Raw genomic sequence first — 26,319 nt, forward strand, 5'->3', positions numbered from 1 at the left:
CGCTCACGGGGCCTTCTCCGTCACGCCGGCGGAGTCGAAGGTGGCCACGTCGCGCAGCGCCCGCGCCGCGCTCGCGACGAGCGGCAGCGCCAGGAGGGCGCCGGTGCCCTCGCCCAGGCGCAGGTCCAGCCCGAGCAGCGGCCGCAGGCCGAGGGCGCGCAGCGCGAGGGCGTGCCCGGGCTCGGCGGACGTGTGCCCGGCCAGCGCGTGCTCCAGCGCGGTCGGGCACAGTGCGGCGGCGACCAGCGCGGCCGAGCCGGCGATGACGCCGTCCAACAGCACCGGCACCCGGGCGGCCGCCGCACCGAGCACGAACCCGGCGAGCGCGGCGTGCTCCAGGCCACCCACCTCGGCCAGGACGGCCAGCGCCGCCTGCGGGGTCGTCGGCCGGTCGGGCACGCGGGCCACCGCGCGACCGACGACCCGGACCTTGCGGGCCAGCGTGGGGTCGTCGACGCCGGTGCCGCGGCCGGTCGCCTCGGCCGGGAGCGCGCCGGTGAACGCGCAGACCAGCGCTGCGGACGCGGTGGTGTTCGTGATGCCCATGTCGCCGGTGACGAGGCAGCCGTGGTCGGCGGCCAGAGCCGTCGCCACGTCGATGCCCACCTCGACCGCCCGCCGGGCCTCCTCGACGGTCATCGCCGGGCCGACGGCGAGGTCGGCGGTGCCGGAGCGCACCTTGCAGGGGAGCAGCGCGGAGCCGGGCTCGACCGCGTACGGGGTCGCCACCCCGACGTCCACCACGACGACGTCGGCGCCGAGCTGCGCGGCGAAGGCGTTCACCACCGCGCCGCCGCGGACGAGATTGGCGACCATCTGCGCGGTGACCTCCTGCGGCCAGGGCGTCACGCCCTGCGCGTGCACGCCGTGGTCGCCGGCGAAGACCGCGACCGCAGCCGGCGCGGGCAGAGGCGGCGGGCAGGCGCCCGCCGTGCCGGCCAGCTGCGCGGCGACGTCCTCCAGGACGCCGAGGGAGCCCGGCGGCTTGGTCATCCGGTCCAGCCGGTCGCGGGCGGCGCGCTCGGCCGCCTCGTCGCGCGGGGCGATCGCGGCGATCGTGTCGCCCAGCAGGGTCCCCGTGAACGGGGCCGGGTCGGTGCTCAGCGGATCTCCTCGGGCAGGCGGGGCGCGGTCCGCGGCGTCGGCGGCGCGGGAGGGATCCCCTCCAGGATCGCAGTCAGGGCGGCGGCGAACGCACGCGAGGTCGCGGGAGCGCGGACGGCGACCCGCAGGTGGTCGCTGTCGAGGCCGGGGAACGTGTCGCCGCGCCGCACCGCCCAGCCCCGCGCGCGCAGCTCCGCCCGGACCTGCTCGCCGTCCGGCACCCGCAGCAGCACGAACGACGAGCGGGGCTCGGCGAGGACCTCGACCTGCGGCGGCAGGGCCGAGACCAGCACCTCCCGGTGGTCGATGAGGTGGTGGGCCGCGGCGGTGGCCTCGGCGCGGGCCTCGTCCCGGGTGCACGCGACGAGGGCGGCCAGGGCCGGGGTGGCCAGCGGCCAGTGCGGCTGGGCCGCGCCGAGGGCCGCGAGCAGGTCCGCCGGGCCGAGGCAGTAGCCGACCCGCAGCCCGGCCAGGCCCCACGTCTTGGTCAGGCTGCGCACCACGAGCAGCCCGGGCAGGTCGCGGCGGCCGGCGAGGGACTCCGGCTCGCCGGGCACGGTGTCGGCGAAGGCCTCGTCGACCACGAGCACCCGGCCCGGCCGAGCCAGCACGGCGACGTCCCGCTGCGGGTGCAGCACCGAGGTCGGGTTGGTCGGGTTGCCGAGGACGATCAGGTCGGCGTCCTCGGGCACGGCGGCCGGGTCCAGCCGGTACCCGGGAGCCGTCAGCAGGAGCCGCTCGACCGGGTGCCCGGCGGCGCGCAGTGCGGCCTCCGGCTCGGTGAACGACGGGTGGACGACGACCGCCCGGCGCGGCCTCAGGGCCCGCGCGACCAGGGTGAACGCCTCGGCGGCGCCCGCGGTGAGCAGCACCTCCTCCGCTGGGCGGCCCTGCGCGGCGGCGACCGCGGCGCGGGCCGGCCCGGCGTCGGGGTAGGCGGCGCTGGCGTCGATCGCCTCGTGCAGCACCGCCCGGAGCCACGGGGGCGGGGTCCCGGGGCGGACGTTGACCGCGAGGTCGACCAGGCCGGGGGCCAGCTCGGCGTCCCCGTGGTGGTCGAGATCGGGCTCACTCACCGGCCACCGCCACGGTGACCCGCCCGACCACCGTCCGGCCGACCAGCAGCGTGCCGCCGCCGAGCAGCGCGGCCGCCTCGGCGACCGAGGGCGTCCCGACCGCGGCGGCCACCCGGGCCGACGGCTGCGGCACCGGGACGGCGGCCAGCGCTGCGGCCGGGTGGCCCGACAACGCCCACCCGCGGGCCGCCGCGGCCGCCCGCAGGCCTGGTTCCGCGGCGCGGGCGTCGAGGGTCGCCAGCCGAACGACGTCAATGCCGCTGGCCAGGACGGCGTCCACCGCGGCCAGGACCTCCGCGGCGTCGACCCCGGGGCGCGCGCCCACGCCGACGACGATCACGGCGCCACCCCCGCCCCGGCCGGGACCGCGCAGGCAGCCACGAACCGCTCGGCGAGGGCCGGGGAGCCGGCCCAGTTCAGGTGCAGGTAGCTCGCGTGGACCCCCCCGGCGACGAAGCCCTCGGGTGCCGAGCCCGCCCAGCGCCAGGCCGGGCGCGTCCCGGCAGCGGGGGTCACGACGGTGCGGTGGAACTCGTGCCCGCGCACCCGGGTGCCGGCCGGGGCGAGCGCCGAGTCGGCGAGGGCGACCGCCTCCCGGTAGCCGAGCGTGAGACCAGCCGACATGGCCGCGTCGGCGTCCAGGACGCCGCACATCGGGACGCCGTCCAGGCTGCGGGTGAGGTACAGCAGTCCGGCGCACTCGGCGGCGACCGGGGCCCCGCGCTCGGCCAGCGCGACGACGTCCGCCCGCAGCACGGCGTTGGCCGACAGCTCCGCGGCGTGCACCTCGGGGAACCCGCCGCCGACCACCAGCCCGGCCGTGCCCGCGGGCAGGTGCTCGTCGCGCAGCGGGTCGACGGTCACCACGTCGGCGCCCGCGGCCGCGAGCAGCTCGGTGTTCTCCGCGTAGCCGAAGGTGAACGCCGCACCCCCGGCGACGGCGATCCGCGGCCGGCCCTCGACCCTGCGCACCTCGGCGGCAGGGTCCCACGGGACGGCGTCCAGGCCGGGGGCGGAGCGGGCCAGCCGCAGCACGGCGTCCAGGTCGAGCGCGCCGGCGACCACCTCGCCGAGCCGCCGCACCGTGGCCAGCGCCTCGGCCGACCGCTCGGCGGCGGGCACCAGCCCGAGGTGCCGGGACGGGGTGCCCAGCTCGTCGAGCCGCTGGACCGCGCCGAGGACCGGCACCCCCGACCCGCCGAGGGCGTGCCGCAGGATCTCCTCGTGGCGGTCGCTGCCGACCCGGTTGAGGACGACGCCGCCCATCCGCACCGTCGGGTCGAACGTGGCGAAGCCGTGCACGAGGGCCGCGACGCTCTGCGCCTGCGCGGAGGCGTCGACGACGAGCACCACCGGCGCGCGAAGCAGCCGGGCGACGTGCGCGGTCGAGGCGAACCCCGGCTCGACGGCGGGGGAGGTGGCGCCGTCGAACAGGCCCATGACCCCCTCGACCACCGCGACGTCGGCGTCCCGCGCCCCGTGCAGGAACAGCGGGACCACGCGCTCCTCGCCCACGAGGACCGGGTCGAGGTTGCGCCCCGGCCGCCCGGCGGCGAGGCCCGCGTAGCCGGGGTCGATGTAGTCGGGGCCGACCTTGTGCGGGGAGACGGTCAGCCCGCGGGCGGTGAGGGCGGCGACCAGTCCGGTGGTGACCGACGTCTTGCCCGCGTTGCTCGCCGGCGCCGCGATCACCACGCGCGGGACTGCGGTGGTCACGACGATCGCCCTGGGTCGCGACGAGATCGGCGATCTCGCACGCTCTGGGCCACGAACCCGTGCGAGATCGCCGATCTCGCCGGGTGAGCAGACACGTGCCGGCCGGTCACCACTCGATCCCCCGCTGGCCCTTCTGGCCGGCGTCCATCGGGTGCTTGACCTTGGTCATCTCCACGACCAGGTCGGCGGCCTCGACCAGCGCCGGCGGGGCGTCGCGGCCGGTCACGACGACGTGCTGGCTGCCGGGGCGGTCCAGCAGCGTGCGCACGACGTCGTCGACGTCCACCCAGCCCCAGGTGAGCGGGTAGGTGAACTCGTCGAGCACGTAGAACCGGTACGCCTCGGCGGCGAGGTCGCGCTTGATCTGCGCCCAGCCCTCGGCGGCGTCGGCGGCGTGGTCGACCTCGGTGCCCTGCCGGCGCGACCAGCTCCAGCCCGACCCCATCTTGTGCCAGACCACGGGCGCACCCTCGCCGGTCTGCTCGTGCAGCCGGCCCAGCGCGGTCAGCGCGTTCTCCTCGCCGACCCGCCACTTCGCGCTCTTGACGAACTGGTAGACCGCGATCGGCCAGCCCTGGTTCCAGGCCCGCATCGCCATGCCGAACGCGGCGGTCGACTTGCCCTTCATCTCCCCGGTGTGGACGGCGAGGATCGGCCGGTTGCGCCGCGCCCTCGTGGTCAGCCCGTCGTCGGGGACCGAGGGGACCTGCCCCTTCGGCACGTCAGGCCGCCTCGCGGGCGCTGCGGACGGTCGCCGCCAGCGACTCGGCGGCCAGCTCCTCCAGGCGCAACGTGTGCGCGCCGAGAGCGGCGCCGAGCGCGCCGGCCAACCCGAGCCGCACCGGCCCGGACTCGCAGTCGACGACGACGCTCGCGACGCCGGTGGCGGCGACCAGGCCGGCCGCGGCGTGCGCGTCGGCCACCGCGGTGCTGCCGCGGGCGCCCGTCGCGCGGCCGTCGGTGACGACCACCAGCAGCGGACGGCGCTGCGGGTCGCGGACCCGCTCCACCCGGAGCGTCTCGTGCGCGCGCAGCAGGCCGGCGGCCAGGGGGGTGCGTCCGCCGCTCGGCAGGTCGCGCAGCCGCGCCGCGGCGGCCTCGACCGACCAGGTGGGCGGCAGTGCGAGGTCCGCGCCGGTGCCGCGGAAGGTGACCAGTCCGACCTTGTCCCGTCGCTGGTAGGCGTCGAGCAGCAGCGACAGGACGGCGCCCTTCACCGCGCCCATCCGCGACCGCGACCCCATCGAGCCGCTGGCGTCGACGACGAAGAGGACGAGGTTGCCCTCGCGGCCCTCCAGCGTGGCCTGGCGCAGGTCGCCGCGCGCGAGGAGCAGCCCCCGCCCGGTGCGGCCGCGGGCCGCCTGGTGGGGCGCGGCGGCGAGCACGGTGTCGGGCAGGTGCAGCCTGGTCACCGTGCCGCTCGGGCGGGTCGAGCCGACGACGCGGCCCCGCTCGGCGCGGGCCCGGGAGCGCCGTCCGGCCGCGCCGGTGCCGACGCCTGGGACCTCCAACCGGCGGGTGCGGAACGGCTCGGACGGCGCCACGGCCGCCCGCTCCGGCGCCGGTCCGGGACCACCGCCCTCCTGCGGCGGTGTCGGAGGCTCTACCGCCGGATCGGCGCCCGAACCGCCGGGATCGCTTCCGACACCGGGTGGCGGCGACCCGCCACCGCCGTCGTCGTCGGGGCCGTCGTCCTCGGGCCGGGCGTCCTCGAGCGCCTGGTCGAGGGTCTGCTCGTCCAGGCCGGGCGCGTCGAAGGGGTTGCGCCGGCGGCGGTGGGGCAGCGCCAGCCGCGCGGCCACCCGCACGTCCTCCTCGGTCACCGCGTCCCGGCCGCACCAGGCGGCGTGCGCGATCGCGGCCCGGGCGGTGACCAGGTCCGCGCGCAGCCCGTCGACGTCGAAGGCGGCGCAGACCGCGGTCACCTGGCGCAGCGCGTCGTCGGAGAGGACGACGTGCGGCAGCCGGGCGCGGGCGTCGGCGATCCGCGCGGCCAGCACCGCCTCCTCGGCCGCCCACGCCGCGGTGAAGCCGGCCGGGTCGGCGTCGTGGGCGAACCGGCGGCGCACCACCTCGGCCCGCTCGGCCGGGTCCCGCGGGGCGGCCACCTCGACGGTCAGGCCGAAGCGGTCCAGCAGCTGCGGGCGCAGCTCGCCCTCCTCGGGGTTCATCGTCCCGACCAGCAGGAACCGGGCCGCGTGCCGCACCGAGACGCCCTCGCGCTCGACGTAGGCGGTGCCCAGCGCCGCGGCGTCCAGCAGCAGGTCGACCAGGTGGTCGTGCAGCAGGTTGACCTCGTCGACGTAGAGCACGCCGCGGTGCGCGGCGGCGAGCAGCCCCGGCTCGAAGGCCTTCACGCCCTCGGTGAGCGCCCGCTCGAGGTCCAGCGAGCCGACGACGCGGTCCTCCGAGGCGCCGACCGGCAGCTCGACCAGCCGGGCCGGCCGCGTCTGCCCGGGGGCGTCCGCGTCGTGCGGGCCGTCGGGGCAGGCCGGGTCCGGGGCGGCGGGGTCGCAGGCGAAGCGGCAGCCGGTCACGACGTCCACCGGCGGCAGGACGGCGGCCAGCGCGCGCACCGTCGTCGACTTCGCCGTCCCCTTCTCGCCGCGGACGAGCACGCCCCCGACCGCAGGGGAGACGGCGTTGAGCAGCAGGGCCAGGCGCATGTCGTCCATGCCGACGACGGCGCCGAAGGGATACGTCACCCGGGGTCCTTCCTCCCCGGGTGTCCACGCCCGGAGGGAGCAGGGACGACGGCGGGAGTCTCCTGGCTGCCGGATCGTCGTCCGCCCCCGACCTTCCCGCCCCCGGAGGGACAGTGGCCGAGCGTGGGGGCGTACTCCCCGGTCACAGTGGCGGGACCGCGCCGGAATCGCACCGGGCTTCCTCCACTGCCGTCGCTGTGGCCCGGTCATGCAACCACGCCGCCACGGCTCGCCGACAGCCCGCCCGTCTCTTGACGGATCGGAAAGCCACGATCCATACTTTCCGACATGGAAAGCGACCCGATCGACCGGGACACCGCCGCCGCCCAGCTCGCCGCGCTCCGGGCGGACCGGACCGCGCTGGCCGACCGGGTGCTGCAGCCGTGGTGGTGCGACGTCGCGCTGGGCCTGCTGCTCTTCGGCTTCCTGTCCTCCTACGCCTTCGACTCGCTGTGGGTGACCTTCCCGGCCGTGATCGTCTTCATGGGCGGTCTGGGCGCCCTGGTCCCGGCGTACCGGCACATCACCGGGGTGTGGGTGAACGCCGGCCGGCGCGCCATGGCGGTGTGGTGCGCCATCGTGCTCCCCGTCCTGGTCGCCGCCTTCGTGCTGGCGGAGGGCCTCGACCAGCGGTGGGCGATGGTGGTGGCCGGCGCCGTGCTCGGCCTCGCCGCGGCACTGCTCAGCCGGCACTGGGGCCGAGCGCTCGTCGCCGAGATGCGGGAGTCGCTGTGACCACGGTCGCTGCGCGCTTCGACACCGTCATCCACCCGCCGCCCCGACTGCAGATCTGCGGCCTGCTCGCCGCGGTGGACACCATGGAGTTCGCCGCCGTCCGCGACGCCGTGGGGGTCAGCGACTCGGTGCTCTCCAAGCACGTGAAGCAGTTGGAGGAGGCCGGCTACGTGAAGGTGCAGAAGGCCACCATCGCCTCGCGCCAGCGCACCAGCCTCGCGCTCACCAGGCCCGGCCGCGTGGCCTTCGACGCCCACGTCGCCGAGCTGCGGCGGATCACCGGCGGCTGAACCGCGCAGGCCCGCGGCGGGCCCCTGCAGAGGGGCCACCCCGGGGCGGCAGAGTGGGCACCGTGGGGGGTACGGGGCGCATCGCCCGGCTGGCGGACGCGGCGCTCGTGCTCGCCGCCGCGGTCGTGGCCACCGTCCTGTTCGACGCCCTCGACCTGCCCTCGCCCTCGCTGTTCGGCGGCCTGGTCGCCGGCCTGGTCCGGGGCCTGGCCGGACGGCGGCGGCTGGTGGTCCCGCGCCCGGGGATGGTCGCCGCGCAGGGCCTGATCGGGGTCTCCATCGGCGCGCTGGTCGACCTGGAGACCCTCGCCGCGATCGGCCGCGACTGGCTGCCGGTCCTCTCCGTCACGGTCGGCACGCTCGTGCTGACGCTGCTGGCAGGGCTGCTCATGCGGCTGCAGCCCGGCATCAGCCCGGTGACCGGCGCCTTCGCGATGATCGCCGGGGGCGCGTCGGGCATCACCGCGATGTCCCGCGAGCTGGGCGCCGACGACCGGATGGTCGCCGTCCTCCAGTACCTGCGGGTGCTGATCATCGTCGTGCTCATGCCGGTGGCCGCGACGGCGGTGTTCGGCGCCGCCCCCGGCGCCGGCGGCCCGGTGGTCGACGACGCCGGCCCCGGGTGGCCGGTCGACCTGCTGTTCTCCGCGGTCTGCCTGCTGGCAGGCATCCCGCTGGCGCGGGTGCTGCGGATCCCCGTCCCGGCGCTGCTCGGGCCGATGCTCGTGGCGGCCGCCCTGGACCTGAGCGGCCTGTCGCGGGGCGCGGAGGTCCCGGTGCCCCTGGAGCTGGCGGCGTTCCTGCTGATCGGCCTGACCGTGGGGCTCAACTTCACCCGTGACAGCCTGCGCACCATCGGGCGGGCGCTGCCGCTGGCCCTGGCGATCATCCTCGGCCTGATCGCCGCCTGCGCCGGCCTGGGTGCGGTCCTCACCGTCACCACGGGCGCCAGCGCGCTCGACGCCTACCTCGCCACCACGCCCGGCGGGCTCTACGCGGTGCTGGCCACGGCCCAGGACGGCGGCGCCGACGCCACCTTCGTGCTCGCCGTCCAGGTGCTCCGGCTGTTCGTGATGCTGCTGACCGCGCCGCTGCTCGCCCGGTGGCTGCGCCGTGCCGGCGGAGGGGAATCCGGGGTCGTCCCGGGTGGTTGACCGTTCAACCGACGGCAGGGAGTGGCAGTGGAGCTCGGGGTCTACACGTTCGGCGACGTCCTGCGCGACCCGTGCACCGGCACGACGACCAGCCCCGAGCAGCGGCTGGCGGACCTGCTGGAGGAGATCGAGCTCGCCGACCAGGTCGGGCTCGACGTCTTCGGCGTCGGCGAGCACCACCGCCCGGACTACGCAGTCAGCTCGCCGTCCACCGTGCTCGCCGCGGCCGCCGTCCGGACGACGCGCATCAGGCTGACCAGCGCGGTCACCGTGCTCTCCTCCGAGGACCCGGTGCGGGTGTTCCAGCAGTTCGCCACCGTCGACCTGCTCTCGCACGGCCGGGCGGAGGTCATGGCCGGGCGCGGGTCGTTCATCGAGTCCTTCCCGCTGTTCGGGTACGACCTCGACGACTACGACGAGCTCTTCGCCGAGAAGCTCGACCTCCTGCTGCAGCTGCGCGACTCGCCGCGGGTCACCTGGTCCGGCCGGCACCGCGCGGCGCTGGTCGACCAGCCGGTCTTCCCGCGCACGGTGCAGGACCCGCTGCCGGTGTGGGTGGCCGTGGGCGGCAACCCGCAGTCCGTCGTCCGCGCCGGGGCGCTGGGCCTGCCGCTGGCGCTGGCCATCATCGGCGGCGAGCCGGCCAGGTTCGCGCCGCTGGCCCAGCTGCACCGCCGGGCGGCCGCCCGGTACGGGCACGGGCCGCTGCCGGTCTCGATCAACTCCCACGGCTTCGTGGCCGACACCTCCCAGGCGGCGGCCGACGGCTTCTACGACACCTACGCCGAGGTCATGACCCGGCTGGGCCGCGAGCGCGGCTGGGGTCCGATGACCCGCCCCGACTTCGACGCCCTGGCCGGGCTGCACGGCGCGGTCGTCGTCGGCAGCCCGCAGCAGGTGGCCGAGAAGATCCTCTTCCAGCACGAGGTCTTCGGGCACGACCGCTTCCTGGTGCAGTCCTCGCTGGGCGCCGCGCCGCACCGCGAGGTGCTGCGCTCGATCGAGCTGCTCGGCACCGAGGTCGCCCCGATCGTGCGCGCCGAGCTCGCCTCCCGGACGGCGGCGTCGGTCTGATCACCCCTCCCGGGGAGCCCCCGCGCCGCCGGACGCGCCTACCCTCGACCCGGACGCTCGGGAGGTGAGGACGCTGGCTGAGGACACGACGGGCACGGAGGACGCCGTGCTGCTGTTCGTCGGTGGCCCGCTCGACGGGCGGGTGGAGATCCGGGAGGCACGGCACGGGCAGCCGCTGCCGACGATCACCCACGTCCACCTCCACGGCGGCCCGAAGGTCGTGCACCGCTACGACCTGACCGCGCTCACCGACACCGCGGGGGTCTACACCGTCCGGCCGCGCCAGACCGTGCGCGACGAGTCGGTCGCGGACTGACCGCTCACCGGCGCCGCAGCACGAACCCCGCGTAGCCGTACTCGCCGCCGCGCGCCCGCCGCAGGTCGATCTCGCGCCGGGCCTCGGCCAGGGCCGCGGCGGTTGCCTCGTCGGGGTCCGGCCAGGCCGCGATCGCCGCCTCGAGCGGGTGGTGGTACTCGTCCTCCCAGTCGGAGTCGGGCAGCAGATGGGTGGCGACGACGTCCCACCCGGCCGACCGTGCCGCGGCCTCCGTCCCCGCGGCGTCCCGCATCGCCGGGTACGCGGCCCAGAACGCACGGGTGTCGGGCGAGGGGTGCCCGGTGGTCCAGACGGCGTCGGTCAGCACCAGCACGCCGCCGGGGCGGAGCAGCCGCCGCCAGTCGCGCAGCGCCGCGTCCACGCCCATCAGGTAGGCCGCGCCCTCGCACCAGAGCAGGTCGAACGCGCCGTCGGCGTGCGGGAGGGCGGTCATGGACGCCCGGACGACGCCGATCCAGCCGGCCTGCCCCGCACCCGCGGCGGCCTGCCGAGCCCGGCGGAGGAACGGCTCGTGCAGGTCGACGGCGGTCACCCGGGCCCCGGCCGCCGCGAGCACGAGCGACGCCCGGCCGGGCCCGCAGCCGATGTCGAGGGCGCGGGGGTCGGGCGGCAACGGCCCGGCGAGGTGCAGCAGGGTGCGGGTGGTGGCGTCGGAGCCCACGCCCTCGCGGGGCAGGTCCCGGTGGAGGGCCCAGAAGACCTCGGCGGCGTCCACCCCCGGCCTCCTCAGGCGCCGTGGAACTCACGGACGGCGGCGACCACCGCGTCGAAGCGCGCCCGGTCCAGCGCGGCGCCCATGCGGCGGGCGGCCGCGGCCGGCACCTCCAGCAGGCGGTCCAGCCGCGCCTCGCTGGGCCGGCCCTGCGGATCCCAGGCGCCCCGGCCGACGTCGAGCCAGTACCGGCCGTGGCGGGCCTCGTCGGCCGCGTCGACGTCGTGGTCCCGGCTGGAGAGCATCAGCCCGACCAGGAGGTCCGCGCCCCGCCGACCGACGACGAGCACCGGACGGTCCTTGCCGCGGCCGTCGCCCTCGTCGAAGGGCACCCACGCCCAGACCACCTCACCGGGGTCGGGCCGGTCGTCGGGGCGGGGGCGGTAGTCCAGGTCGACGCCGGTGAGCCCGCCGTCGAGGTCCCGGACGCCGGAGCCGCCCGCCCGCGGGGACGCGGGCACCCGGCTGCGAGCGCGCCGCGTGCCCCGTGCCGCTCGGGTGGCCGGCTGCGCGACCGCGCGCAGCACGCCGGCGAGCCGTCGGACGATCCCGGTACGCGCCATGACGGCACCGTACGGACCCCTGCCGACCGGTGTGACGCGAACCTCGTGTGTCACACGTGACACTCCGGTACCAATCGGTCACGTTCGCGGTTGGACCTGCCGATACAGGGGCACCATGAGCGCACGGGGTGGTCAGAGGTGGCCCTCCGGGAGAGGGGGGTCCTCGATGACCTCGGCCCAGCCGGTCCCTCCGGCCGCACCACGATCGCGGGAGGTGAAGGCCAGCGTCCTCGCGGCCTTCCAGCTCGTGGAGGACGCCCGCTACCTCGGTGGCCACGACCGCCGCACCAGACGGGGCCGCCGCCGCGCGATCGCCGAGCGCACCGTCGCCTACCGCAAGCTCGCCCGGGACCTGCCCGCCAGCTGACGGCTCCGTCCGGGGGCCCGCCCCGGGCCTGCCAGGGATGGAGAGGACGGGCCTCCCTCAGGCGACGCAGAACTCGTTGCCCTCCGGGTCGGCCAGGGTCGCCCACGTGAAGGGGCCCTGCGACCGGCGGTAGAGCTCGGTCGCCCCCATCCCGACCAGGCGGGCGACCTCTCCCTCTCGCCGTTCGTCGCCCACGTGCAGGTCCAGGTGCACGCGGTTCTTGACCGTCTTGGCCTCGGGGACGAGCTGGAACAGCACCCGCGGCCGGCCCGGGTCCGGCGACCGCAGCGCCGCCCCGACCCGCCACACCAGCGCGCCGCGGTGGGTGGTGGTGTCCGCGTCCGACGCCGCGCCGGACTCCACCAGCCCCCGGATGAACGCCTCGTCCTGGGCCTCCACCTGCCAGCCCAGGGCCTCCGCCCACCAGTCGGCCAGCGGGTGCGGGTCGGCGCTGTCGATCACGATCTGCACGTCGGTCGCCATGGCCGCACCGTAGGGGCGGGTACCGACGCTCAGAGCTCCTGCGCCAGCCCCGCCCGCATCACAGCGTCGTCGGGCAGCGGGGTGGTGAGCCTGCAGTGGTCGCCGAAGACCTCGCGCATCGGGGCGAACGCCGAGCGCTCCACCTTCCGCTCCGGGTCCCACAGGCCCGAGCGCATCACCGACTTGGCGCACTGGAAGTACGCCCGCGCCACCGTCACCACCAGCACCGAGCGCGGGGCCCGGCCGAACTCGGTGAGGTCCACGTCCAGCTCCTCGGGCGCGGTCAGCTCGGCGGTCCCGTACACGCGGAGGGTCTCCTCGATGCCCGGCACCAGGAACAGCAGGGCGACCCGCGGGTTGGCGACCACGTTGCGCAGGCTGTCCACCCGGTTGTTGCCCGGCCGGTCGGGGAGGGCCAGCCGGTGCTCGTCGAGCACCTCGACGAACCCGGCGTCGCCGCCGCGCGGCGAGACGTCCGGCCAGCCGTCGGCCGACGCCGTGGACAGCGTCGCGAACGGGGCGAGCCCGATGAAGGCCGCGCAGTGGCGGTCGAGGTGGTCGATCACCTTGTCGTGCACCAGCTGGGAGGGGCTGCGGTACCGGGCCAGCACGTCGTCCATGGGGGCAGACGGTACGGGGCTAGCGTTCGACCCCGTGCCCGCGCAGTGGAGTGCCCCCGTCCGGTACGTCGAGTGCGACCAGCAGGGTGTGGTGTTCAACGCCCACTACCTGACCTGGGCCGACGAGGCCTCGAACGGGTGGTGGGCGTCGATGGGGCTGTCCTGGGCGGAGCTGACCGAGCGCCGCATCGACCCGCTGGTCAAGGCGAGCACCCTGGAGTGGTCGTCCCCGGCCCGCTGGGGCGACACCGTCACCGTGGACGCCGAGACCGAGCAGGTGGGCCGCACCAGCGTGACCGCGCGGTTCACCGTGCACGTGGGGGAGCGGGTCTGCTGCGTCGTCCGGACGACGTACGTGTGCGTGACCGACGGCGTCGCCGCGGCCTGGCCGGACGACGTCCGCGAGCGGCTCTCCGCGGGCTGACCGGCACGCCGGTCAGCCGGGCCGGACCACCTGGAGGACCTCGCCGACCTCCGGCCGGCCGTCGAGGCGCATCCCGAACTCCTCGAGGATCGGGGCGAGGGTGGCCATCCACTCCTCCATGGCCTCGGGGGAGTCCCAGACGTCGACCACGTGCAGCACGTCGCCGGTCATCCACGCGGTGTGGCTCTGCCGGCCCGCGGGGTGCCGCAGGCCCTGCTCGTCGATGCGCCGCCACGCCGCCTCGTACGCCTGCCGGGCGTCGGGCTTCGGCGTGTTCACCACGTGGACCGCGATCGTCATCGGGACCTCCTGCGAGGTGCCGGGCGCGCCTGCCCGGGCCGGTCGGGCGATGGTCCCGCGGTGGGGTGCACCCGGTACGGGACCCGGGGACACGGGCCCGCCCCCGCGGGGTCCGGCCCGCGCGTCGTCCCTCGTCGCGCACGCACGACCCGGACGGGTGCCCGTACCGGGCCCTCGGTTCGGCGTCCTCCGGTGGCTCGGCGTGGCCGCCGCGGGGGCCGCGGTCTTCGTCACCATCGCGCTGCTCCCGCTGCTCACCGTCGGACTGACCGACCGGGTGCTCGGTCGCCGGACGGCGCGGCTCGGCGCGCCCGCCGGGTGGGCCGTCTAACGCCCGGCGCCCGGCGGCAGCAGCGGCAGCCCGTCCGGGACGCCCTCCTCGACCAGCCGCCACAGCGCGTCGGTGTCGGCGTGCTCGGCGACCAGGTCGCCCAGGGCGTCGAGCCGGCGCTCCCGGACGGCGGCGAAGTCGGTGTCCGGCGCCGGCACGAACCGGCGGCCGGCCACTCGCGCCACCTCGGTGAGGAAGGCGCGGCGGAAGGCGTCGTTCTCCAGCGCCCCGTGCCAGGTGGTGCCCCACACCGCGCCGGCCCGCGCCCCGTCGAGGAACGGCTCGGCGTCGTCGTCGACGGCGACCACGCCGTGGTGGATCTCGTAGCCGCGCACCGGCTCGCCGAACGCCGTCCCCACCGGCCGGCCCAGGGTCTTCTCGCGGGCGAAGCGGACGTCGGCCGGCAGCAGCCCGAGGCCGGGGACGGCGCCGGCCCGCGACTCGACGTCGTCGGTGATGGTCCGCGCCAGCATCTGGTGGCCGCCGCAGATGCCGAGCACCGGCCGGCCCTCCGCGGCCCGCCGCGACACGGCGTCGGCCAGGCCGGTGGCGCGCAGCCAGCCCAGGTCGGCGACGGTGGCGCGGGTACCGGGGAGGACGACCAGGTCGGCGTCGGCCACCTCCTGCGGGGTGGTGGCGTAGCGGACCAGCACCCCCGGCTCGGCGGCCAGCGCGTCCACGTCGGTGGAGTTGGACAGCCGCGGCAGCCGCGCGACGGCCACCCGCAGCACGTCCTCCCCGTGCGGCGGGCCGGCCGCGGCCCGGGCCGCCCCGAGGCCGAGGGAGTCCTCGACGTCGAGGTCGAGGCCGTCGCGCCAGGGCAGCACGCCGAGCGAGGGCCGGCCGGTCAACCCGGTCAGCGCGTCCAGCCCCGGGCGCAGCAGGCGGACGTCGCCACGGAACTTGTTCACCAGGAAGCCCGCGACCAGCCGCTGGTCGGCCGGGGGCATGAGCGCGACCGTCCCGTAGAGGGCGGGGAACACCCCGCCCCGGTCGATGTCGCCGACGACGACCACCGGCAGCCCCGCGGCGGTGGCCAGGCCCATGTTGGCGATGTCGTCGGCGCGCAGGTTGATCTCGGTGGGGGAGCCCGCGCCCTCGCACACCACCACGTCGAACCGGGCGCGCAGGTCGGCGAGGCTGGCCAGCACCTGCTCGAGCAGCGCCGCCTTCATCGGCCGGTAGGACAGCGCGGTCACCTCGGCGACCGGCCGGCCGAGGACGACGACCTGGCTGGAGTCCTCGCCGCCGGGCTTGAGCAGCACCGGGTTCATCGCCGCCTCCGGCTCGACACGGGCGGCCGCGGCCTGCACGACCTGGGCTCGGCCGATCTCCGCGCCGTCGGCGGTGACCATCGAGTTGTTGCTCATGTTCTGCGCCTTGAACGGGGCCACCGAGACCCCCTGGCGCACCAGCCAGCGGCAGATGCCGGCCGTGACGACGGACTTGCCGGCGTCCGACGTCGTCCCCGCGACGAGCAGCGCGCCGGGGCGTGGGCGGGTCACGCCACCTCGCGGGGCGTGCCCCACCCGGCCTTCTCCTGGCCCGACAGCTCGGCGATCGCCTCCATGATCTCGTCGGTCACCGCCCGGCGGGCGCGGCCGTTGCCGGCCATGCCCCGGTACTCGGGGAAGGTGAGCGGCTCGCCGAAGGTCACCGACACCTTGTGCGGCCGGGGCCACCGGGAGTCCACCGGCTGCACCTCGTCGGTGCCGGCCACCGCGACCGGGACGACGGGGCAGTCGGCGGTCAGCGCCAGCCAGGCGACCCCGGTCTTGCCGCGGGCCAGCCGGCCGTCGCGCGAGCGGGTGCCCTCGGGGTAGATGCCGAAGCCCTCGTCGCGGCGGAGGACCCCGAGCGCGGTGTCCAGCGCCTCCTGCGCGGCGCGGGAGGTCTGCCGCTGGACCGGCATGGCACCGAGCGCGGTGAACAGCTGCTTGGACAGCCACCCGCCGATCCCGGGCCCGGTGAAGTACTCCGCCTTGGCCAGGTAGTGCACCCGCCGCGGTGCGGACAGCGGGATCACCATGCTGTCGATGAACGACAGGTGGTTGCTGGCCAGGATCACCGGCCCGGTGGGCGGGACGTTCTCCCGCCCGGTCACGCGCATGCGGAACACCGCGTGGAACAGCGGACGCAGCAGGAACCGGGCGACGAGGTAGAGCACGCCGCGCTTCCCCTCTCGGCTCGGGGAGCCGCCGGCGGGTGCCGGCGACAGCGGGCATTCTCCCGTGCCGCCCGGGCCGGGTGGTCGCAGGGGCGCAGGACGGCTCAGTGCATGCGCGGCGTGGGCGGGCAGACGTCCCGGATCAGGGCCCGCACGTCCTCCGGCAGCGACGACCGGCCGGCGGCGGACTCGGCGATGGCCACGGCCACCTCGCGGACCTTCCGGTGGCAGTTGCTGGAGATGTGCGCCAGCAGGTCGAAGGCCACCTGGTCACCGCAGCTCGTGAGCAGCATCAGGATGCCCTTGGCCTGCTCGATCGCCGCCCGGCTGGCCATGGCGGTGCGCAGCTGGGTCACCTCGGTCTCCAGCGCCTGGACCCGGTCCTCCTCGGACCCGTGGGGGCACGACGGCGCCTCGCCGTCGGCCGCCTCGGGCACGCAGACCAGCAGCCCCTCCAGCGCCTCCACCGTGCCGGTCGGGTCCACGACCGGCTCCCCGACGAGGACGGCGGGTGTCCCGGGCCCGCTGCGGCTGCCGAGCCGGACGCGCACCGAGAAGGGCAGCCCGTCGGCGCAGGCGGCGGTGATCGCCTCCGACGCGCGCGACCGGTCGCCCGGGTGCAGGGACCGCACCAGGAGCTCGGTGCAGGGGTGCGCTCCACCGCGCGGGAGGCCGAGCAGCCTGGCCATCTCCGGCGACCACGCCCAGGTGCCGGTGCGCCGGTCGTGACGGAACCGCCCCGCGAGCCTGCGGGGCGCCGGCCCCGGCCGTGACGCCGGCGTCCCCGGACGGGCGGCCGGCGTGGGGTGCTCCGCGACGGGCCGGCTGCGGCTGAGGGTGGGGGAAGGCGTCGCTGTCATGTCGACTCCACGGGGTGCCACCGGGCACAGCCCGGTGCCGGGGCGCCGCCGGCCGTGGGCTCGACCACCGCGGTACGCCGATGGGGGACCACCGGCCGCTCCGTTGCACCCGGACGGTACGACGGGACGGAGCGGTCCGCACGCGCAGCGACCGCCCGATCGCACGCCGCGCCGCGTCGCCACGGGCTGTCCGCAGTCGGACCCTGCGAGCGGTGGGGAGGACGGGGTCCTCCTTCAGGCGACCGTGGCCGGGCGGGCGGGCGAGCGGTCCCCCGGCGACCGCGCGGGCAGGCCCGCGACCACCTCGGCGAGCACCCGCACCGCGGCCCGCAGCCGGTCGGGGGACAGGGTGAACGGCAGCCGCAGGTGGTCGTCGAAGGCGTGCCCGGTGCCGAACGCGCGCCCCTCCGCCAGCAGCAGGCCGTGCGCCGCCGCGGCCGCGGTGAGCGCGGCGGAGCTGGTGCCCGCCGGCAGCCGGCACCACACCGACAGCCCGCCGGCCGGCCGCGGCGCGGACCAGTCGGGCAGCCGCCGGGCCAGCTCGGCGAGCAGCACGTCCCGTCGCTCCCGCAGGACCTCCCGGCGCCGCTCGAGGATCCCGTCGAGCTGCCGGACGACGGCCGTGGCGGCCAGCTGGTCCACGACGCCGACCGAGAGCTGCCGACGTCCCAGGGCGGCACCGAGCTGGTCGGCGAGGGCGGCGTCGGTCCGGAGCCAGCCGATGCGCAGCCCGCCCCAGACGGCCTTGGCCAGACCGCCCACGGTGACCGTCGCCGCGTCCGGCAGCCCGGCGGCGAACGGGGGCAGCGGCCCGTCGTCCAGGTACAGCTCGGCGGTCACCTCGTCGACGACGGCCAGGACGCCGTGCTGCCACAGGGTCGCCGACAGCCGGCGCCGTCCGGCGGCGGACAGCCGCGCCCCGGAGGGGTTGGAGAAGTCGGGCATGAGATAGGCCATCCGCGGGCCGCTCTGCCGGGCGACGATCGCCGCGCCGCCCACCAGGGCGTCGGGGTCGGCGGCGTCGACGGGCGCGGGGACGCAGCGGCCGCCGGCGGCGCCCACCATGCCGATGGCGCCGGGGTAGGTGGGGTGCTCGACCAGCACCCGGTCGCCGGGCTGCAGCAGTGTCTGGACGGCGATCGCCGTGGCGTCCCCGGTGCCGGCGGTGACCACCACCTGGTCGGGGTCGGTGGGCAGGCCGCGGGCGGTGAACCGGTCGGCGATCGCGGCGCGCAGCTCGGGCAGGCCGCTGGGCGCGTAGCCGTGCCCGGCGGTGTACCCCGGCAGCGCCGCGACCGCCCGCTCGTAGGCGGCCAGCACCTCGGGCACCGCCTCGGGTGCGGCGTGGGCCAGGTCGAGCACCTCCGGGTCGGTGCTCGGCGCCCGCCAGCCGCTGCTGGCCGTCGGCAGCTCGGTCACCGTGCCCGAGCCGTGCCGGGTGTCCGCGAACCCCTCCGCGCGCAGCAGCCGGTAGGCCGAGGCGATGGTGACCCGGCTGGTCCCGAGCGCCGCGGCGAGCTCCCGCTCCGCGGGCAGCCGGGTGCCCACCGGCAGTGCCCCGGTGGTGACCAGCTCGCGGACGCGCCGGGCCAGCGCCACGTACCGGGGGCCGGGGAGGGCCTCCAGCGGCTCGACGAGCGTGGCCAGCTCGGACGCCGAAGTGGACTGACCGATCCCGGATGGCATGCGGTCCACCATGCCGGAGTGGACTGCTCCATGCCAGTCTTGGCAATGCCAATCTCAGGGCATGACCTCAGGTGGTGTCGTCGTCTTGCTCATCCTCATCGGGTTGGTCGCCCTGTCGGTGACCACCCTCGTCGTCGCCGTCCGCGGCGGGCGCGGTCCGGCCGATCCCCCGGCCAGCCACGCCCGCACCGACCCGGCCGGCTTCCCCGTCCTGCCCGAGCCGCGGGGGGTGCTGCCACGGCACCCGGCACAGCCGCGGCCGTCCCGCGGACCGGCCGGCCGCGGCGCCGGGCTCGCGGCGACCCTCCGCGGGGGGCCCCGACCGCGCCGGGCCCCCGCTCCGTTGCCCGGTGCAGGCTCGGGGGCGACGCGCTCCTGGTGACGCGGCCGGATTGCGCTGTAGGTCCGCCCGGCCGCTGCCGATGACCCGAACGGTGGACCCGGTCCACCGTCCGGGCCCGGCAGGAGGGGGAGGCGTGACCGCAGGAGCGGTAGTCGTCGACCGGTCCCCTCCCGCGGCCGGCTCGGCCCCGGCGCACGGCTCGCGTCCCGATGGCCGGAGGGCGGTGCTGCTCGTCTACGTCCTCGGCCTCACCTCGGCGATCCTCGCGTTCGGGGTCGACCCGACCCTCGGCGTCCTCGCGGGTGTGCTGAACGTCGTCTTCGGCATCTACTTCTGCCGTCACCTGGCCTTCGCCGTCGCCGCCGCGCGCTGGGCCGAGCGCGACCTGCTGGCCGCCGACGTCGGGCTCGGGTCGTTCACGCCCAGCGTGGCCGTCCTCGTCGGCTGCAAGAACGAGGAGCTGGTCGTCGACGGCATGGTCACCGCGCTCCTGGCGCTGGACTACCCGGCCGACCGGCTGACCCTGGTGGTCGTCGACGACGGGTCCGACGACGCCACCGGCCCGAAGCTCGACGCCTGGGCCGCGGTCGAGCCGCGGCTGCGGGTCCTCCACCGACCGCCGGGTGCCGGCGGCGGCAAGTCCGGCGCCCTGAACGACGCCCTCGACCTCGTCGACGCCGAGGTCGTGCTCGTGTTCGACGCCGACCACGAGCCCGAGCCCATGGCGCTGCGCCGCCTGGTGCGGCACTTCCGGGACCCGGTCGTCAGTGCGGTGATGGGCCGCTGCGTCATCCGCAACGGCAAGGACTCGGCGATGGCCGGGATCGTGTTCGTCGACTTCCTCTCCGGTTACCTCGTCAACGAGTACGGCCGGCAGGCGCTGTTCGAGCTCCCCGCCTACGGCGGCGCCAACTGCGCGGTGCGGATGTCGACCCTGCGGGCCCTGGGCGGCTGGAACACGGAGACCGTCACCGAGGACACCGACCTCACCCTGCGGGTCCTGCTGGCCGGCCAGCGCGTCCGGTACGACATCTCCGCCGTCGACTTCGAGGAGGGCGTGCTCAGCGCCCGGCGCTTCTGGATGCAGCGCTACCGCTGGGCGCGCGGACACCAGAAGTGCCTGCGCGACTACTGGCGTCCGCTCATGCGCTCGCCGCACCTGTCCCTGGTGGAGAAGGTCGAGACGACGCTGTTCCTGCTCGGCTACCACATGCCGATGATCAGCGGCCTGGGCCTGGTGCTCATCGTCCTGCGCGCCTTCGGCATCGGCGACCTGCCGGTCGTCGGGCTGCTGCCGCTCTCGATGCTGCTCTTCGTCGGCCCGCTCGCCGAGCTCTCCGTGGGGCTGCTGATCGGCCGGGTCGAGCGTCGGTCGGCCTGGCGGTTGATGGGCTTCCTGCCCGCGTTCGCGCTCTCCATCTGGATCACGTCGCGGGCCTACCTCGACGGCATGCTCGGCCGGCCGTACAGCTGGGTGAAGACCTCGCGGTCCGGAGCCACCTCGACCGTGCGCAGAGAGCCGCCGAGCGCCCTGCCGGTCGTCCCTACGGCCGCCGCGGCGACCCCGCCGTCCGTCCCCGTGCCGGCGTTCCCGGGTGCTGGGCGGCCTCGGTCGTTCTCGGTCCGGCCGGTGACCGCTGGGGACGGCGGGCGGTGACCGCGACCGCCTCCGGGGCCACCCTGCCCCTGCGCCGGCGCCGGTCCCGCGGCAGCACCCGCCGCATGCTGCCGGTGGCGCTCGACCTCGTGCTGGCCGGGGCCATCTGCGTGCTGGGCTTCCGCTACCTGGCCCCCGTCCTGCAGACCGTCGAGGCGCTCGGCGTGGTCGGCGTCCTCCAGCTGGCCGGGATCGAGGACGTGTCCGGGGTCGTGCCGCAGCACGTCCTGGTCTTCCGCGGCGAGGGCGCGAACGTCGAGATCATCAACGCCGTCGTCACGGCGTCCTGCTCGTCGGTCCTGTCCGTCCTCGGACTCACCGCGCTGACCGCGGTCGTGCTGCGCAGCCGCAAGCTGCACGCCCTGGCCGGGCTGCTGGTGTCCGTCGTCCTGGTGGTGCTGCTCAACCATGTCCGGCTCGTGCTGTCGACCCTCGCGGGGCTGTGGTGGGGCCAGGGCGCACTCCTGCTCTTCCACGACTGGGTCGGCGCCGTCTGGAACATGGCCGCCACCCTCGGCGGGTTCCTGCTCATGGTCTACGTGACGCTGCCGACCCGGGAGCGGGCCGAGCAGGACGTCGCCGGCCGGCACACGGCCCGCCGGCCCGACAGCTGGGCCAGCCCCGGGCTCGGCTACCGCACCTCCGAGGTCGGGGGCGGACCGGGCCGCCGGCGGACGACGGTCACCGGGCTCCTGCACCGCTACGTGCTGCCCCGGTGGGCCTCCCGCCAGCTGTCCGCGCGGCGCGAGGCCGGCCGGATCGACTACCGGATCGGGCACCTCCCCGCCGACGAGCGGGCCGAGCGGCTGCGCGAGCTGGTCGCCGACGGCCTCGGCGTCCACACCGCCACGCTGCTCGCGGCGGCGGCCCACGACGAGGCCCCGGTGGTCCTCGACGCCCTGGCCGAGGCGGTCGCCGCCCGGCAGTGGGAGCCGGTCACCGGGCCGCGGGTGGACGCACTGCGCCTGTGGGCGCGCGGCTGGCTGCTCGCCCGCCCCGGCGCGGCCCCGGTCCCCGCGGAGCCGGTCACCGGCGTGCTGCCCACGCTCCCCGCCCCGCTGATCGCCGTCCCGGGCCGCCCGCCCGTGGTGCCCGCCGCGGCCCGGGTCCCCGCGCCGTCGCCCGGCCGGCACCGCGACCGCACCGCCCGCCCCGTCTCCTACGCCCGCCCCGCCCCGCCCAGCCGCCTCGAGGATGCCCGGTGACCCGTTCGCTGCCCCGCCCCACCCCAGCCGGGGACCTGCCCGCCGCCCGCCCCGCAGCCGATCCGGGGGCTCCGCCCGCCGTGCTCGTCACCGGGGCCGGCGGCCCGGCCGGGATCGCGGTGATCCGCCGGCTGGTCGCCCTCGGGCACCGGGTGGTCGCCGCCGACGCCGACTGGACGGCGGCCGGCCGCGCCCTGGCGCACGAGGCGGTCACCGTCCCGCACGCCGACCACCCCCGCTTCGTCGACGCGCTGCTCGGCGTGGCCCGCGCCTACGGGGTGGACGCGCTCGTCGGGACGGTCGCCGAGGAGCTGCCGGCCCTCGCCGCCGGGGCCGACCGGCTGGCCGCCGCCGGGGTGGCCACCTGGCTGCCCGAGCCCGCCGCCGTCGAGCTGTGCTGCGACAAGGCCCGCTTCGCCGAGCGCATGCACGCCGCCGGGGTGCCCCACCCGGTGACCACGGACCGGCTCGAGGACCTGCCCGGCGTCCCGGGCCCCTGGGTGGTCAAGCCGCGGTCCGGCCGGGGCAGCCGCGGCGTGCGCCTGCTGGACGGCCTGCGGGACGTGGTGGCCGCACTCGGCGCCGACCCGGACCTGGTCGCGCAGACCCGGCTGAGCGGCCGGGAGTGGACCGCCGACACCCTCGTCGGCCGCGACGGCGAGCTGCGGACGGTGGTGCCGCGCTGGCGGTCGGAGACCAAGGCCGGCATCTCGGTGAAGGGCTGCACGTTCGACTCCGAGGCCGTCACGACCGTGGTCGCCGACGCGCTCGCCGCCGTGGGGCTCACCGGCCCGGCCAACGTGCAGGGTTTCCTGGCCGACGACGGGACGGCCACCGTGGTCGAGATCAACCCGCGCTTCTCGGGGGGGCTGCCGCTGACCCTCGCCGCCGGCGCCGACGTGGTGGGCGCCTACCTCACCGGCGTCCGCGACCCGGGCGCGGAGCTGCCGCTGCTCTGGTTCCGGCCCGGCGTCCGGATGAGCCGCTACTTCGCGGAGACCTACAGCAGCGACGACGGCAGCCCGGTCGCCGACCCCTGCGCCCCCGCGGCGGTGCGGGCATGAGCGGCGGGCCGCGTCAGCGGAGCGTGCTGGTGCCCTTCGGCACCCGGCCGGAGGTGGTCAAGCTCGCGCCGGTCGTGGCCGCACTGACCGCCGCCGGCCACCGGGTGGACGTGGTCGACACCGGGCAGCACACCGACCCGGCGCTCAGCACGCAGTTGCAGGAGGCGCTGGGACTGACGCCCACGCTGCGCTTCGAGCTGCCCACCACCGACCCGGCGGAGCGCATCGGCGCGCTGCACGCCGACGCCGCCCGCGCCGTCGCCAAGTGCAGCCCGGACGTCGTCCTGGCCCTCGGGGACACCAACACCGTGCCGGCGTACGCGCTGGCCGCCCGGGCCGCCGGCGTGCCCTTCGCCCACGTGGAGGCCGGGCTGCGCAGCTTCAACGGGCGCAGCGTGGAGGAGGTCAACCGGCGGGTCGCAGCGGCGGTCGCCGCGCTCCACTTCGCCCCGACCGAGCGCGCGGCGGCCTTCCTCGCCGCCGAGGGGGTGCCGGCCGAGCGGGTGTTCGTCGTCGGCAACCCGGTCGTCGACACCCTCGTCGCCCGTGGGGTGCCGCGCGTGCCGGTCGCCGCGCGCCGCGGCGTGCTGGTGACCGCGCACCGGCCGACCAACGTGGACGACCCGGTGCGGCTGACCCGGCTGGTGGGCGTCGTCCGGGCGCTGGCCGACCGGGTCGGGCCGGTCACCTTCCCGGTGCACCCCCGGACGGCGGCCCGGCTCGAGGCGGCCGGGCTGACCGGGGAGCTGGACCACCCGGCGATCACGCTGAGCGGCCCCGTCGGCTACGACGACCTGCTCGCGGCCCTCGGCCGGGCCCGGCTCGCGGTCACCGACTCCGGGGGGATCCAGGAGGAGGCCGCCTACCTCGGCGTCCCGGTCGTGGTGCTGCGCCGCTCCACCCCGCGCTGGGAGGGCGTGGAGGCGGGGACGACGACCCTCGCCGGGCTCACCGACGACCGCGCGGCTGCCGCCGTCCTCGACGCGGCCGCGGCGCACACCAGCCCCGAGGGCCAGGCGCGGGCCGCGTCGCTGTCCTGCCCGTACGGCGACGGGACCACCGGGCGGCGGGTCGCGGCGGTCCTGGCAGACCCGCACACCGACGCCCTCCTCACCCTCGAGGAGCCCGACCACACCGACGGCCGGCTGCCGTGGTGACCCCACCGCCGTGGTCCGGGCCGCCGCCGCTGGGGGTGGTGGTCGACCTCGACGACACGCTGTTCCCGCAGGCGCGATACCTCGCCGGCGCCGCGGCGGCCGTCGGCCGCGCCGCGGGGGAGCGGGGGCTGGACGGCGACGCGGTGCACGCCGCGCTCGCCGCGGAGCTGGCCGCGGGCTCGGACACCGGCGGGACGATCGACCGGGCCCTGCTGGCGGCCGGCGTCCCCGCCGGCCGGGTCGGCGACCACGTGCCCGCGCTGGTCGCGGCCTTCACCGGCCACCGGCCGGCCCGGTTGTCGCCCTACCCGGGGGTGGAGGAGGCGCTGCGGGCGCTGGCCGCCGCCGCCCCGCTCGGGTGCCTCACCGACGGCAACCCGGTCATCCAAGTGGCCAAGCTCGCGGCGACCGGGCTGGACCGGCTGCTGCCCGCGGTGGTGGTGACCGACGCGCACGGCGGGCGGGCGGCCCGCAAGCCCGCCCCGGGTGGGCTGCTCGAGCTGGCCGGCCGGATGCGGGTGCCGGCGGACCGGCTGCTGGTGATCGGGGACCGCCCGGCGAAGGACGTCGCGGTCGCCGCGGCCGTCGGGGCACGGGCGGTGCGCGTCCGGCAGGGCGAGCACGCCGCGGCGCCCGACCGGCCCGGGACGTGGGCGGTGACCGACGACTTCCCGGCCGCCGCCGCGCTGGCCCTCGCCGTGCTCACCCGTGCCGGGGTGCCCTCGCCCGTCTGAGCGACGGCGGTCCCCGATCGGGTGGTCCCGCGCGGCCGGGCCTGCAGTCCCGGTCGCCCGGGACCGATGGCATCGCGACGTCTGCCCGCGGCCCCTCCCCCCTCCGGGTGACCCGCTCCGTCCGGGGCTCCGTCGACGCCCGCCTCCTGCCGACGTAGGGGAGGTAGGGCGGGACCGCCGCCCTGGAGACCGAGGACATCGCCATGGAAGGCACCACACGGAAGGCGCGCGCGCGGACCACCACGCGCACCGCGCGGGTAATCCTGGCCCTGGGGGTGACCGCCGTGGCGCTGGTCGCCGCGCCCGGCACCGCCTCCGCCGCGGGCGGTGTGACCGGCATCGTGTCCTGCTACACGGACAACCTCGACGGCAGCTACACCGTGGTGGTGGGGTACAGGAGCAGCTACGCGAGCCCCGTCACCCTTCCGCTGGGTCCCGCGAACCAGACGTACCCGACGCGGCTGCAGGGGGCGCAGCCGACCGTCCTCCAGCCGGGCACCCACCACGCCGCCTTCACGGTCCGGATCACCAACGCCGACCTGTGGGCCAACGCGCGCTGGGAGCTCGACGGGACCGTCCTGCAGTACAACTCGATGGTCAGCTACGCCACCGTCTGCCCGTCCTCGACCCAGATGCCGGCCGACGGCAACGGCTCCGGGCCGGTCATCGCCCTCGCAGCGGCCGGCATCGTCGGTGCCGTCGCTGTGGCCCGCTCCCGCCGGCGCGCCGCCGCGACGACCGAGCCGACCGAGGCGGAGGCCACCGGTGCGTAAGGTCCTCGCCGTCGGGGCGCACCCCGACGACATCGAGCTGGGCTGCGGCGCGACGCTGCTGGCCCACGCGGCCGCCGGCGACTCGGTCACCATGCTGGTGATGACCGGCGGGGAGAACGGGCCGGGGGACAGCCGCCAGGTCGTGGGCCGCCGGGCCGAGCAGGAGCGGGCCGCGCGCTCGCTGGGCGCCCAGCTGCGCTGGGGCGGCCTGACCGACTGCCTGGTGACCGCGGACGCGGCCACCGTCGGCATCGTCGAGCGCGTGGTCAACGAGATCGAGGCCGACCTCGTCTACGTGCACGCTCCCGACGACAGCCACCAGGACCACCGCGCGGTCGCCGCCGTCACGCTGTCGGCCGCCCGCCGGCTGTCGCGGGTGCTGCACTACCAGAGCCCGTCGACCCTGAGCTTCTCGCCGTCGGTCTACGTCGACGTCACCGCGTACATCTCCGGCAAGCTGGCCGCGCTCAAGGCGCACGCCTCGCAGGTCGAGATGTCCGCGATGGTCGAGCCGGACGCCGTCGTGGCCTCGGCCCGGCACTGGGGCGCCCAGGCCCGGATCGGCTACGCCGAGGCCTTCGCCCCGACCCGCGTGGTCATGGACCTGGTGCCCTCGCCGCGGCGGACGCTGGACGACGTCCCGGCCGCCTACCGGCTCCCGCTGGCGGGCGTCCTGGGCTGA

Annotated in this window: 31 protein-coding genes and 1 riboswitch; of the genes, 16 read left to right on the forward strand and 15 right to left on the reverse strand. The window is 76.9% G+C overall.

The window, feature by feature from the left end:
* Positions 1–3: 3 nt before the first annotated feature.
* The 6 genes from cobT to ACI782_RS00250 form a co-directional block, all read right to left on the reverse strand.
* On the reverse strand, positions 4–1,104 hold the full coding sequence (gene cobT / locus ACI782_RS00225) for a nicotinate-nucleotide--dimethylbenzimidazole phosphoribosyltransferase (RefSeq protein WP_456906098.1): 1,101 nt from the start codon (positions 1,102–1,104) through the stop codon (positions 4–6).
* Positions 1,101–2,180, reverse strand: coding sequence for an Rv2231c family pyridoxal phosphate-dependent protein CobC (cobC, locus tag ACI782_RS00230; protein WP_456904871.1), 1,080 nt, complete (start codon positions 2,178–2,180; stop codon positions 1,101–1,103). The genes cobT and cobC overlap by 4 nt, the downstream gene beginning before the upstream one ends.
* A complete protein-coding gene (locus tag ACI782_RS00235) occupies positions 2,173–2,520 on the reverse strand; it encodes a cobalamin biosynthesis protein (protein ID WP_456904872.1) in 348 nt (115 codons plus the stop codon). The genes cobC and ACI782_RS00235 overlap by 8 nt, the downstream gene beginning before the upstream one ends.
* The gene (locus ACI782_RS00240) at positions 2,517–3,896 is read right to left on the reverse strand and encodes a cobyrinate a,c-diamide synthase (RefSeq protein WP_456904873.1); all 1,380 of its coding nucleotides are present in this window, start codon (positions 3,894–3,896) and stop codon (positions 2,517–2,519) included. Before ACI782_RS00240 ends, ACI782_RS00235 begins: the two co-directional genes overlap by 4 nt.
* Positions 3,897–4,002: 106 nt before the next feature.
* Positions 4,003–4,617, reverse strand: a complete 615-nt coding sequence (gene cobO / locus ACI782_RS00245; protein ID WP_456904875.1) for a cob(I)yrinic acid a,c-diamide adenosyltransferase — start codon at positions 4,615–4,617, stop codon at positions 4,003–4,005.
* 1 nt (position 4,618) lies between these two features.
* Positions 4,619–6,601, reverse strand: a complete 1,983-nt coding sequence (locus ACI782_RS00250) for a putative cobaltochelatase (RefSeq protein WP_456904877.1) — start codon at positions 6,599–6,601, stop codon at positions 4,619–4,621.
* A 56-nt stretch (positions 6,602–6,657) separates the two neighbouring features.
* A riboswitch (cobalamin riboswitch) is annotated at positions 6,658–6,784 on the reverse strand.
* A 105-nt stretch (positions 6,785–6,889) separates the two neighbouring features.
* Here ACI782_RS00250 and ACI782_RS00255 point away from each other — a divergent pair.
* The 5 genes from ACI782_RS00255 to ACI782_RS00275 all read left to right on the forward strand — a co-directional run bounded on the left by ACI782_RS00255 (position 6,890) and on the right by ACI782_RS00275 (position 10,170).
* Complete coding sequence (locus ACI782_RS00255; protein WP_456904879.1) at positions 6,890–7,336, forward strand: hypothetical protein; 447 nt, start codon at positions 6,890–6,892, stop codon at positions 7,334–7,336.
* Positions 7,333–7,626: a transcriptional regulator gene (locus ACI782_RS00260; RefSeq protein WP_456904881.1), complete on the forward strand. Its 294-nt coding sequence runs from the start codon at positions 7,333–7,335 to the stop codon at positions 7,624–7,626. The genes ACI782_RS00255 and ACI782_RS00260 overlap by 4 nt, the downstream gene beginning before the upstream one ends.
* Before the next feature lie 62 nt (positions 7,627–7,688).
* Entirely contained in the window at positions 7,689–8,780 is a 1,092-nt protein-coding gene (locus tag ACI782_RS00265) for an AbrB family transcriptional regulator (RefSeq protein WP_456904883.1), read from the forward strand.
* A 27-nt stretch (positions 8,781–8,807) separates the two neighbouring features.
* Positions 8,808–9,854 (forward strand): LLM class flavin-dependent oxidoreductase, encoded by a 1,047-nt coding sequence (locus tag ACI782_RS00270; protein ID WP_456904885.1) that lies wholly within the window; start codon positions 8,808–8,810, stop codon positions 9,852–9,854.
* A 64-nt stretch (positions 9,855–9,918) separates the two neighbouring features.
* Complete coding sequence (locus ACI782_RS00275; RefSeq protein WP_456904887.1) at positions 9,919–10,170, forward strand: hypothetical protein; 252 nt, start codon at positions 9,919–9,921, stop codon at positions 10,168–10,170.
* A 4-nt stretch (positions 10,171–10,174) separates the two neighbouring features.
* On the opposite strand, the gene ACI782_RS00280 is transcribed toward ACI782_RS00275, so the two are convergent.
* Together ACI782_RS00280 and ACI782_RS00285 are read right to left on the reverse strand one after the other, a co-directional pair.
* Complete coding sequence (locus ACI782_RS00280; RefSeq protein WP_456904889.1) at positions 10,175–10,906, reverse strand: class I SAM-dependent methyltransferase; 732 nt, start codon at positions 10,904–10,906, stop codon at positions 10,175–10,177.
* A gap of 11 nt (positions 10,907–10,917) precedes the next feature.
* On the reverse strand, positions 10,918–11,466 hold the full coding sequence (locus ACI782_RS00285) for a type II toxin-antitoxin system PemK/MazF family toxin (protein ID WP_456904891.1): 549 nt from the start codon (positions 11,464–11,466) through the stop codon (positions 10,918–10,920).
* Between the two features lie 214 nt (positions 11,467–11,680).
* Here ACI782_RS00285 and ACI782_RS00290 point away from each other — a divergent pair, with 214 nt between their 5' ends.
* Positions 11,681–11,833: a hypothetical protein gene (locus ACI782_RS00290; protein ID WP_456904893.1), complete on the forward strand. Its 153-nt coding sequence runs from the start codon at positions 11,681–11,683 to the stop codon at positions 11,831–11,833.
* A 57-nt stretch (positions 11,834–11,890) separates the two neighbouring features.
* On the opposite strand, the gene ACI782_RS00295 is transcribed toward ACI782_RS00290, so the two are convergent.
* Positions 11,891–12,316, reverse strand: a complete 426-nt coding sequence (locus tag ACI782_RS00295; RefSeq protein ID WP_456904895.1) for a VOC family protein — start codon at positions 12,314–12,316, stop codon at positions 11,891–11,893.
* A 29-nt stretch (positions 12,317–12,345) separates the two neighbouring features.
* On the reverse strand, positions 12,346–12,936 hold the full coding sequence (locus ACI782_RS00300; RefSeq protein ID WP_456904897.1) for an MSMEG_1061 family FMN-dependent PPOX-type flavoprotein: 591 nt from the start codon (positions 12,934–12,936) through the stop codon (positions 12,346–12,348).
* A 34-nt stretch (positions 12,937–12,970) separates the two neighbouring features.
* On the opposite strand from ACI782_RS00300, the gene ACI782_RS00305 reads away from it, so the two are divergent.
* Positions 12,971–13,360, forward strand: coding sequence for an acyl-CoA thioesterase (locus tag ACI782_RS00305; protein ID WP_456904899.1), 390 nt, complete (start codon positions 12,971–12,973; stop codon positions 13,358–13,360).
* A gap of 12 nt (positions 13,361–13,372) precedes the next feature.
* Here ACI782_RS00305 and ACI782_RS00310 read toward each other — a convergent pair whose 3' ends face one another.
* Positions 13,373–13,660, reverse strand: a complete 288-nt coding sequence (locus ACI782_RS00310) for an antibiotic biosynthesis monooxygenase (protein ID WP_456904901.1) — start codon at positions 13,658–13,660, stop codon at positions 13,373–13,375.
* 202 nt (positions 13,661–13,862) lie between these two features.
* Here ACI782_RS00310 and ACI782_RS00315 point away from each other — a divergent pair, with 202 nt between their 5' ends.
* A complete protein-coding gene (locus ACI782_RS00315) occupies positions 13,863–13,991 on the forward strand; it encodes a hypothetical protein (RefSeq protein WP_456904903.1) in 129 nt (42 codons plus the stop codon).
* Here the strand turns inward: ACI782_RS00315 and ACI782_RS00320 are convergent.
* From ACI782_RS00320 to yczR, 4 genes are all read right to left on the reverse strand, one after another.
* Positions 13,988–15,496, reverse strand: a complete 1,509-nt coding sequence (locus tag ACI782_RS00320) for a cobyric acid synthase (protein ID WP_456904905.1) — start codon at positions 15,494–15,496, stop codon at positions 13,988–13,990. The two genes, ACI782_RS00315 and ACI782_RS00320, sit on opposite strands and share 4 nt — an antisense overlap.
* The gene (locus ACI782_RS00325) at positions 15,493–16,158 is read right to left on the reverse strand and encodes a lysophospholipid acyltransferase family protein (protein ID WP_456904907.1); all 666 of its coding nucleotides are present in this window, start codon (positions 16,156–16,158) and stop codon (positions 15,493–15,495) included. The genes ACI782_RS00320 and ACI782_RS00325 overlap by 4 nt, the downstream gene beginning before the upstream one ends.
* Positions 16,159–16,262: 104 nt before the next feature.
* Complete coding sequence (locus ACI782_RS00330) at positions 16,263–16,847, reverse strand: ANTAR domain-containing protein (RefSeq protein ID WP_456904909.1); 585 nt, start codon at positions 16,845–16,847, stop codon at positions 16,263–16,265.
* A 405-nt stretch (positions 16,848–17,252) separates the two neighbouring features.
* Positions 17,253–18,704 (reverse strand): MocR-like transcription factor YczR, encoded by a 1,452-nt coding sequence (yczR, locus tag ACI782_RS00335; RefSeq protein ID WP_456904911.1) that lies wholly within the window; start codon positions 18,702–18,704, stop codon positions 17,253–17,255.
* A 61-nt stretch (positions 18,705–18,765) separates the two neighbouring features.
* Here yczR and ACI782_RS00340 point away from each other — a divergent pair, with 61 nt between their 5' ends.
* The 8 genes from ACI782_RS00340 to ACI782_RS00375 all read left to right on the forward strand — a co-directional run bounded on the left by ACI782_RS00340 (position 18,766) and on the right by ACI782_RS00375 (position 26,319).
* Positions 18,766–19,086 carry a hypothetical protein gene (locus tag ACI782_RS00340; RefSeq protein WP_456904913.1) on the forward strand — a complete coding sequence of 107 codons (321 nt, stop codon included), beginning with the start codon at positions 18,766–18,768 and terminating at the stop codon, positions 19,084–19,086.
* Between the two features lie 94 nt (positions 19,087–19,180).
* On the forward strand, positions 19,181–20,704 hold the full coding sequence (locus ACI782_RS00345; RefSeq protein WP_456904915.1) for a glycosyltransferase: 1,524 nt from the start codon (positions 19,181–19,183) through the stop codon (positions 20,702–20,704).
* Positions 20,701–21,909 (forward strand): hypothetical protein, encoded by a 1,209-nt coding sequence (locus ACI782_RS00350; RefSeq protein ID WP_456904917.1) that lies wholly within the window; start codon positions 20,701–20,703, stop codon positions 21,907–21,909. The genes ACI782_RS00345 and ACI782_RS00350 overlap by 4 nt, the downstream gene beginning before the upstream one ends.
* Positions 21,906–22,973 (forward strand): ATP-grasp domain-containing protein, encoded by a 1,068-nt coding sequence (locus ACI782_RS00355; RefSeq protein ID WP_456904919.1) that lies wholly within the window; start codon positions 21,906–21,908, stop codon positions 22,971–22,973. The genes ACI782_RS00350 and ACI782_RS00355 overlap by 4 nt, the downstream gene beginning before the upstream one ends.
* The gene (gene wecB / locus ACI782_RS00360) at positions 22,970–24,130 is read left to right on the forward strand and encodes a non-hydrolyzing UDP-N-acetylglucosamine 2-epimerase (RefSeq protein WP_456904921.1); all 1,161 of its coding nucleotides are present in this window, start codon (positions 22,970–22,972) and stop codon (positions 24,128–24,130) included. The genes ACI782_RS00355 and wecB overlap by 4 nt, the downstream gene beginning before the upstream one ends.
* Positions 24,127–24,864 carry an HAD family hydrolase gene (locus ACI782_RS00365; protein ID WP_456904923.1) on the forward strand — a complete coding sequence of 246 codons (738 nt, stop codon included), beginning with the start codon at positions 24,127–24,129 and terminating at the stop codon, positions 24,862–24,864. Before wecB ends, ACI782_RS00365 begins: the two co-directional genes overlap by 4 nt.
* Positions 24,865–25,067: 203 nt before the next feature.
* Positions 25,068–25,637 carry a hypothetical protein gene (locus ACI782_RS00370; protein WP_456904926.1) on the forward strand — a complete coding sequence of 190 codons (570 nt, stop codon included), beginning with the start codon at positions 25,068–25,070 and terminating at the stop codon, positions 25,635–25,637.
* A complete protein-coding gene (locus ACI782_RS00375; RefSeq protein ID WP_456904928.1) occupies positions 25,630–26,319 on the forward strand; it encodes a PIG-L deacetylase family protein in 690 nt (229 codons plus the stop codon). The genes ACI782_RS00370 and ACI782_RS00375 overlap by 8 nt, the downstream gene beginning before the upstream one ends.

It is taken from the genome of Geodermatophilus sp. SYSU D00703, assembly GCF_054050155.1.

Coding starts and splice junctions, on each gene's coding strand:
- ACI782_RS00255 (WP_456904879.1), top strand. CDS start 6,890: ATGGAAAGCGACCCGATCGACCGGGACACCGCCGCCGCCCAGCTCGCC.
- ACI782_RS00285 (WP_456904891.1), bottom strand. CDS start 11,466: ATGGCGCGTACCGGGATCGTCCGACGGCTCGCCGGCGTGCTGCGCGCG.
- ACI782_RS00295 (WP_456904895.1), bottom strand. CDS start 12,316: ATGGCGACCGACGTGCAGATCGTGATCGACAGCGCCGACCCGCACCCG.
- ACI782_RS00300 (WP_456904897.1), bottom strand. CDS start 12,936: ATGGACGACGTGCTGGCCCGGTACCGCAGCCCCTCCCAGCTGGTGCAC.
- ACI782_RS00310 (WP_456904901.1), bottom strand. CDS start 13,660: ATGACGATCGCGGTCCACGTGGTGAACACGCCGAAGCCCGACGCCCGG.
- ACI782_RS00330 (WP_456904909.1), bottom strand. CDS start 16,847: ATGGCCAGGCTGCTCGGCCTCCCGCGCGGTGGAGCGCACCCCTGCACC.
- yczR (WP_456904911.1), bottom strand. CDS start 18,704: ATGCCATCCGGGATCGGTCAGTCCACTTCGGCGTCCGAGCTGGCCACG.
- ACI782_RS00340 (WP_456904913.1), top strand. CDS start 18,766: ATGACCTCAGGTGGTGTCGTCGTCTTGCTCATCCTCATCGGGTTGGTC.
- wecB (WP_456904921.1), top strand. CDS start 22,970: ATGAGCGGCGGGCCGCGTCAGCGGAGCGTGCTGGTGCCCTTCGGCACC.
- ACI782_RS00370 (WP_456904926.1), top strand. CDS start 25,068: ATGGAAGGCACCACACGGAAGGCGCGCGCGCGGACCACCACGCGCACC.